Raw genomic sequence first — 5,835 nt, 5'->3', positions numbered from 1 at the left:
ACCCCGTCGAGCGGCACGAGGCCGAAGCTGGGCTTCAGCCCGACGATGCCGCAATAGGCGGCCGGAATGCGGATCGAGCCGCCGGTATCGGTGCCGATGGCCAGGGGCACGATCCCCGCCGCCACCGCCGCTGCCGACCCGCCGCTGGAGCCGCCGGCGGTGCGCGCCGGATCGTGCGGATTGTTGGTCTGGCCGACCGCGGGATGGGCGACGCCATAGGCATATTCGAGCAGGTTGGTCTTGCCAAGGATCACAGCGCCGGCCGCGCGCAGCCGCGCCACCAGCGTGGCATCCTTCGCGGCGACGCGCGGCGGTTCGACCTTGGACCCATAGCCGGTCGGCACGCCTTCGACCTCGATCAGGTCCTTGATGGCGACCGGGATGCCATGCAGGGGGCCAAGGTCGGTCCCGGCCTTCAACTCCCCGGTGCGGCGACGGGCCTCGGCGCGGGCCTCATCCTCCATCCGGCAGGCGAAAGCGTTGAGCGATGGTTCCAGCCGCGCGATCCGGGCCAGCGCTTCCTCCACCACGGTCTCGGGCGTCAGCGATCCGTCGCGGTAGCGCTCCCCAAGTTCGGCGACGGTGGGGAAAGCTTCCATCTCAACCGTGCCCCAGCCGCTCGAACAGCCTTGACCAGGCGATGAGGCCGGTGCGGAAACTCGACAGCCGGAAGAACTCGTTCGGCGCGTGGTAATCCTCGTCCGAGGTCGAGAACGAGAAGAACACGATGCTGGCGCCGAGGTGCCGGGCGAAGATGTCGCCGATCGGGATCGTCGCCCCCATCGCGACGCGCAGGGGCGCGGCGCCCAGCAACTCGCCCAGGATATCCTCCGCGACCCTCAGCGCCGGCAGGCCGGGATCGAGCGCGAAGGCCCGGCTTCCCGGCCCGTGGCGCCTGACCGTCAGCCGGTAGCCGGTGGGCAGCACCCTTTCCAGATGCCGGGTGATCGCCGCGGCGACCGCTGCGGGTTCCTGTCCGGCAACCAGCCGGCAGGTGATCTTCGCGGACGCGCTGGCCGGGATCACGGTCTTGGTGCCCGCTCCCTGATAGCCGCCGGAAATACCGTTGAATTCCAGCGTCGGGATCAGCCATTGCCGGGTCAGCAGTTCCTCGCCCGAGGGCAGGGGATCGGGCCGCGCCGCGCCGATGCCGTCGAAATAGCCGCCCGGGTCGAAATCGGCCGACCGGATCGCGTCGCGGATCGCCGGATCGGGCGGCGTGGCGGTGTCGGCGAAGCCCTTCACCGCCACCTTGCCCTCGGCATCATGCAGCGAGGCGAGCATCGCGACGAGCGCGCGGATCGGGTTGGGGCCGGTGCCGCCGTGGCGGCCGGAATGCAGATCCTTGCCCGCGCCTTCGACCGTGACCTCCAGCGCCACCATGCCCCGGCTCGCCACCGTCATCGACGGCAGGTCCGCCCGCCACATCGCGCCATCGGCCGACACCACGACATCGCAGGCGAGCCGGTCCTTCAGCCGCGCCACGGTCGCATCAAGATGGGGGCTGCCGGATTCCTCCTCGCCCTCGACGATGACCTTGAGGTTGATCGGCAGCCGGCCCGCCGTCGCGCGGAAGGCCCGCGCCACGAGCACCGGGATCAGCAGCGGCCCCTTGTCGTCCGAGACACCGCGGGCGTAAAGCCGGTCGTCGCGCACCTCGGGTTCGAAAGGCGCGGTGTGCCACTTGTCCAGTGGGTCGGGCGGCTGCACGTCATAGTGGCCATAGACTAGCACCGTGGGCGCGCCGGGCGTTTCGCACCATTCGGCCAGCACGACCGGATGGCCACCCGTCTCGATGATCTCGACGGCCGGAAAGCCCGCCTCGGCCAGCCGATCGGCGACGAAACCCGAAGCCGCGCGGATATGATCGGCAAAGGCCGGATCGGTCGAGACGCTGGGGATGCGGCAGAAGGCCTTCAGCGTCTCGATGCCCTCGGCCTCATGCGCGGCAAGCCAGTCTTCGACCGCATTCATTTGCCGCCATCCACGCCAAGCGTCTCGCCGGTGATCCATCCGGCGTGGTCGGAGGCGAAGAACATCACCGCATTGGCGATATCGTCAGGCGTGCCGAGCCGGCGCATCGCGATGTTCGACAAGAGCCGCTCCTGACCGTCCTTGCCCATCGCCTCCCACTGCCGCTCGGTCGTGGGGTTCGACCGCACGAAGCCGGGCGCGATGCAGTTGACGGTGATGCCCCAGGGCCCGAGTTCGTGCGCCAGTTGCCGGGTCAAGCCGATCTGGCCGGCCTTGGCGCTCGCATATGCCTGAATGCCGGTGAGGCTGATGCCGCGCCCGGCACCGGAGGAGACGTTGACGACGCGGCCGCGCTTGCGGTCCTTCATGCCAGGCGCGACGGCCTGGGTCATGAAGAAGGTGCCCGAGAGATTCACGTGGAATATCGCCTGCCAGTCCGCCGCGCTGATCTCCTCGATCGGTCGGCCGGTCTGGCCGCAGACACCGCCTGCGTTGTTGACGAGGATGTCCACCGTTCCGATGCGCCCGATCGCCGCCTGAACCGCCGCCCGGTCGCCGACATCGAGCCGCATCGTCTCGCAGCCGCAAAGCCGCGCCGTCTCGGCGAGACCCTCGGTGTTCACGTCGCAGGCAATGACCGCCGCGCCGTCGGCGGCAAAACTCTGCGCGATGGCGCGGCCAAAGCCATGCGCCGCCCCGGTGACGATCACCCGGCGGCCTTCGAAATCGATCTTCATGTCATGCCTTTCGCAAGTTCGGAGAGGTTCTCCGCCGCCAGCGGCCGTTTTCCGGCCTCGATCTCCGCCACCAGTTCGATCAGCCGCGCGGTCAGCGGGGTCGCGATGCCCCGCCGGGCGCCGGTCTCGACGATCGGGCCAAGCTGCGCCTCGGCCTCGGTCTTGCGCTTGCGGACCGCAAGGTCGCGCCAGATGCCCGAATGGGTTTTCGCCGACTTGCGGTTATGCGCCACCATCTCTTCGAAGGAGCGGTCGATGACCCCCTGCGGCGCATCCGGCATGAAGGCGGCGGGGTCGAAGCCGTTGAACGCCTCGGTCCGCACCCCCTCGGCCGCCGCGACCCGGCCCACCTCCTGCCCGAGACGGGTCAGAAGCGGCCGCGCGCCCTTGTCGTCGAGGACATCGGCGATGCTGTCATTGGTCAGCGCGGTGGCGAAGAGAAGCGCGCCGTAGATCAGCTTGCCCCAGAGATAGCCCCAGATGTTGAGTGTCAGCACCGCATCCGCGTCGAAATCCTTCATCAGCCGGTGCAGCGCCCGGATCCGATCGGTTTCGGTCCCGTCCAGTTCGCCCACCACCACCGCGCCGCGGCCCGAATAGGTGACGACGCCCGGTTCGAGGTAGTCCGCGCCGAAATTGACGAAGCAGCCGATGGTGCGGCCCGTCCCGACCACCCGGGCGATGGCGATCTCGTTCAGCCCGTTCTGGGCGGAGACGACATAGCCGTCGGTGGCGACGTGCGGGGCAAGTTCGGGCAGCGCCGCCTCGGTATGCAGCGCCTTCACGCACAGGAACGTGCAGGCGAATTGCCCCGCCAGATCGCCGGGCAGGAAAGCCGGCGCCCGCAGCGTGTCCTCCCAGATCGGGCCGACGATCTTGAGGCCGACACGGTTGATCGCCTGCACATGCTCGGGAACATTGTCGACGAAGACGACCTCGTGCCCGGCGCGGAGGAACGCGGCGCCAAGGCAGCCACCGATGGCGCCTGCACCCCAGATCAGGATCGGCCCGCTCAACTCCAGTCACCGTCCATCAGCGCGCGCGTCTCCGCCACGGCAATGTCCCAGATCGCCTGCATCTCCGTATCGGAGCGCTGGTAGTAGCCGCCGAAATTGCCGTCGCCGAGGTACTTCCGCACGCCTTCGGGGTTCATCACCCGCATCTTCTCGAGCTCGATCATCGGCTTTTGCTGATCGGGCATCTCCACACCCTTGAGCCGCGTCCAGGGAAAGTTCTCCATCCACGAGGCATGGGAGGCGACCTTGTCGATCTGCTGCACCTTCGCGAAGGTCTTGGGCGCGTTCCACCAGTTGTGGAATTTCACCGCGCAGTCGGGATTGTCGGCCATCCATTCGATGGCGAGCGCACCGGCAGGCTGGTTGCCGCCGTGGCCGTTGACGATCAGGATGCGTCGGAAGCCCTGGCCGCGCAGGCTGTCGAGGATGTCGCGCACCAGCCGGATGTAGGTATCGATCCTCAGGCTGACAGTGCCGGGATAGCCGAGAAAATAGGGGGTGAGGCCATAGGACACCACCGGAAAGACGGGCACGCCCAGGGGTTCGGCGGCATCGACGGCGACCTTTTCCGACAGGATCGAGTCGACAGACAGCGACAGTCCGGCATGCTGTTCGGTGCTGCCAAGCGGCAGGACGGCCAGATCCTCGTGCTTCAGCCAGTCCGCGACCTGGGACCAGTTCATCTCCGACACTTTCATGAGGCTTCCTTTCTGCTGCGCTCGGCTGGCGGTTCGGCGGTGGTGATGTAGGGCACGACCAGCCGCTCAATATCTCCCGGGTCGGGAATGTGGCGGTACTCGATGGTCTTCGCGCCGCGCCGGGCGTAGGCCGCGGCGGCATCGGCGCCAGTGGACAGGACCAGCACGTCGCAATCGGCCAGCGCATCCTTCAGCCCCGGCTCGTCCTGGGTGTGCATCGTCACGCTTTGCAGATGGGCGGCGAAACGGCGCACGCCGAGGCTGAGAATCGGGAGGAAATCGGCGAAGCGGGACACCACCCCCACCCGCGACATCGGATCGAGCGAGGCCAAGGCCAGCCGCGTCGCCCCGGACGGGATGAAGCGCAGCGACAGGACGCGGATGCCGGGCACCAGTCGCCGGATGTCCGGTTCCAGATTGGCGAAGGTCAACACCAGATCGGCCGCCTCTACCCGCGCCCGGACCGCGGCATCCTCCGCCAGCCGGTCGAGCGTCTCGGCTTCGACGGTGGCCAGATGCCCGACCTGATCCTCGACACAGCGCGCGTAACTTTCGGAGGCGTCGGCGAAAAGCCCCACCATCACGATGTCCTTGCGGCGCCCGGAGCCGAGCCGGTAGGTCACGCGAGCGTTGATCATCGCGAGGATGTCCGCAGGCTTCAGGTCGGACTTCAGCGCCAGGTCGATCACCGCGTCGATATCCCCGCGAAGCCGCCCGGTGCATTCGTTCCTGTTCGCGCGGGCGAGCGAGCAGTCGGCGACGAACGTGCCGGAGCCGGTCCGGCCGGTGATCCGGCCCTCGGCCTTCAGCTCACCGTAGACCTTGCTCACCGTCATCGGCGCCACGCCCACCCGTTCGGCCAGTTCGCGCACCGAGGGCAGGGGTGCGCCGGGCGGCAGCGCACCGAAGCAAATCTCGTGTTCGATCGCTCCCTTGAGTTGCTGGCGAATCGAGATCGCCGACTTGCGATCAATGGTGACTCTCATTTCAGTGTTCCACGCCGGTGTGCTATAAGTTCAGGACGAATTTTGACGCTGAGGCCCCGATCCGAGGGGATGCTACGAAGTTTTTGGCAAGAAATCCAGAAAACTGTTATGTTGACTTGTGTGTGTTCCCATGAAACGTTCCTGTAAAATATAACACTGCAATCAACACGGAGGTATCGACGATGAAGTTTCTGTCAGCAGCGGCCCTGTCGGCCGCCATCCTTCTCGGCAGCCACGTTTCGGCTCTCGCGCTCGATCGCGGCGGTGTGATGACCTATGGCCGATATACCGACAGCCTGTTCCTCGACCCGGTCCTCAACGACGCCAATGTCGACATCTGGGTCATGAACAACATCTATGAGACGCTCATCAATCCGACCGATGACGGACTGGGGCTCCAGCCCGGACTGGCGACGGAATGGAC

Annotated in this window: 6 protein-coding genes and 1 pseudogene; 1 reads left to right on the top strand and 6 read right to left on the bottom strand. The window is 67.1% G+C overall.

All coding sequences use genetic code 11. From position 1 onward, the window contains the following. The 6 genes from ACMUOO_RS16280 to ACMUOO_RS16255 all read right to left on the bottom strand — a co-directional run. The coding region (locus ACMUOO_RS16280; protein WP_413855730.1) for an amidase at nucleotides 1-599 on the bottom strand (599 nt) is incomplete at its 3' end. Between the two features lies 1 nt (nucleotide 600). Continuing rightward, complete coding sequence (locus ACMUOO_RS16275; protein WP_301917690.1) at nucleotides 601-1,974, bottom strand: dipeptidase; 1,374 nt, start codon at nucleotides 1,972-1,974, stop codon at nucleotides 601-603. Then, nucleotides 1,971-2,711, bottom strand: coding sequence for an SDR family NAD(P)-dependent oxidoreductase (locus tag ACMUOO_RS16270; RefSeq protein ID WP_301917691.1), 741 nt, complete (start codon nucleotides 2,709-2,711; stop codon nucleotides 1,971-1,973). The genes ACMUOO_RS16275 and ACMUOO_RS16270 overlap by 4 nt, the downstream gene beginning before the upstream one ends. After that, a complete protein-coding gene (locus ACMUOO_RS16265; RefSeq protein ID WP_413855729.1) occupies nucleotides 2,708-3,727 on the bottom strand; it encodes a ketopantoate reductase family protein in 1,020 nt (339 codons plus the stop codon). The genes ACMUOO_RS16270 and ACMUOO_RS16265 overlap by 4 nt, the downstream gene beginning before the upstream one ends. Continuing rightward, nucleotides 3,724-4,425: a creatininase family protein gene (locus tag ACMUOO_RS16260; protein WP_301917693.1), complete on the bottom strand. Its 702-nt coding sequence runs from the start codon at nucleotides 4,423-4,425 to the stop codon at nucleotides 3,724-3,726. Before ACMUOO_RS16260 ends, ACMUOO_RS16265 begins: the two co-directional genes overlap by 4 nt. Continuing rightward, nucleotides 4,422-5,411 carry a GntR family transcriptional regulator gene (locus tag ACMUOO_RS16255; protein ID WP_301917694.1) on the bottom strand — a complete coding sequence of 330 codons (990 nt, stop codon included), beginning with the start codon at nucleotides 5,409-5,411 and terminating at the stop codon, nucleotides 4,422-4,424. Before ACMUOO_RS16255 ends, ACMUOO_RS16260 begins: the two co-directional genes overlap by 4 nt. A 182-nt stretch (nucleotides 5,412-5,593) precedes the next feature. Here ACMUOO_RS16255 and ACMUOO_RS16250 point away from each other — a divergent pair. Continuing rightward, a pseudogene (locus ACMUOO_RS16250) lies at nucleotides 5,594-5,835 on the top strand (ABC transporter substrate-binding protein); the annotation flags it as partial.

Source organism: Albidovulum sp., from assembly GCF_041919395.1.
GTDB lineage: Bacteria > Pseudomonadota > Alphaproteobacteria > Rhodobacterales > Rhodobacteraceae > Albidovulum.
The sequence above is the reverse complement of the archived record's forward strand: the minus strand, read 5'-3'. Positions and strand labels throughout refer to the sequence as shown.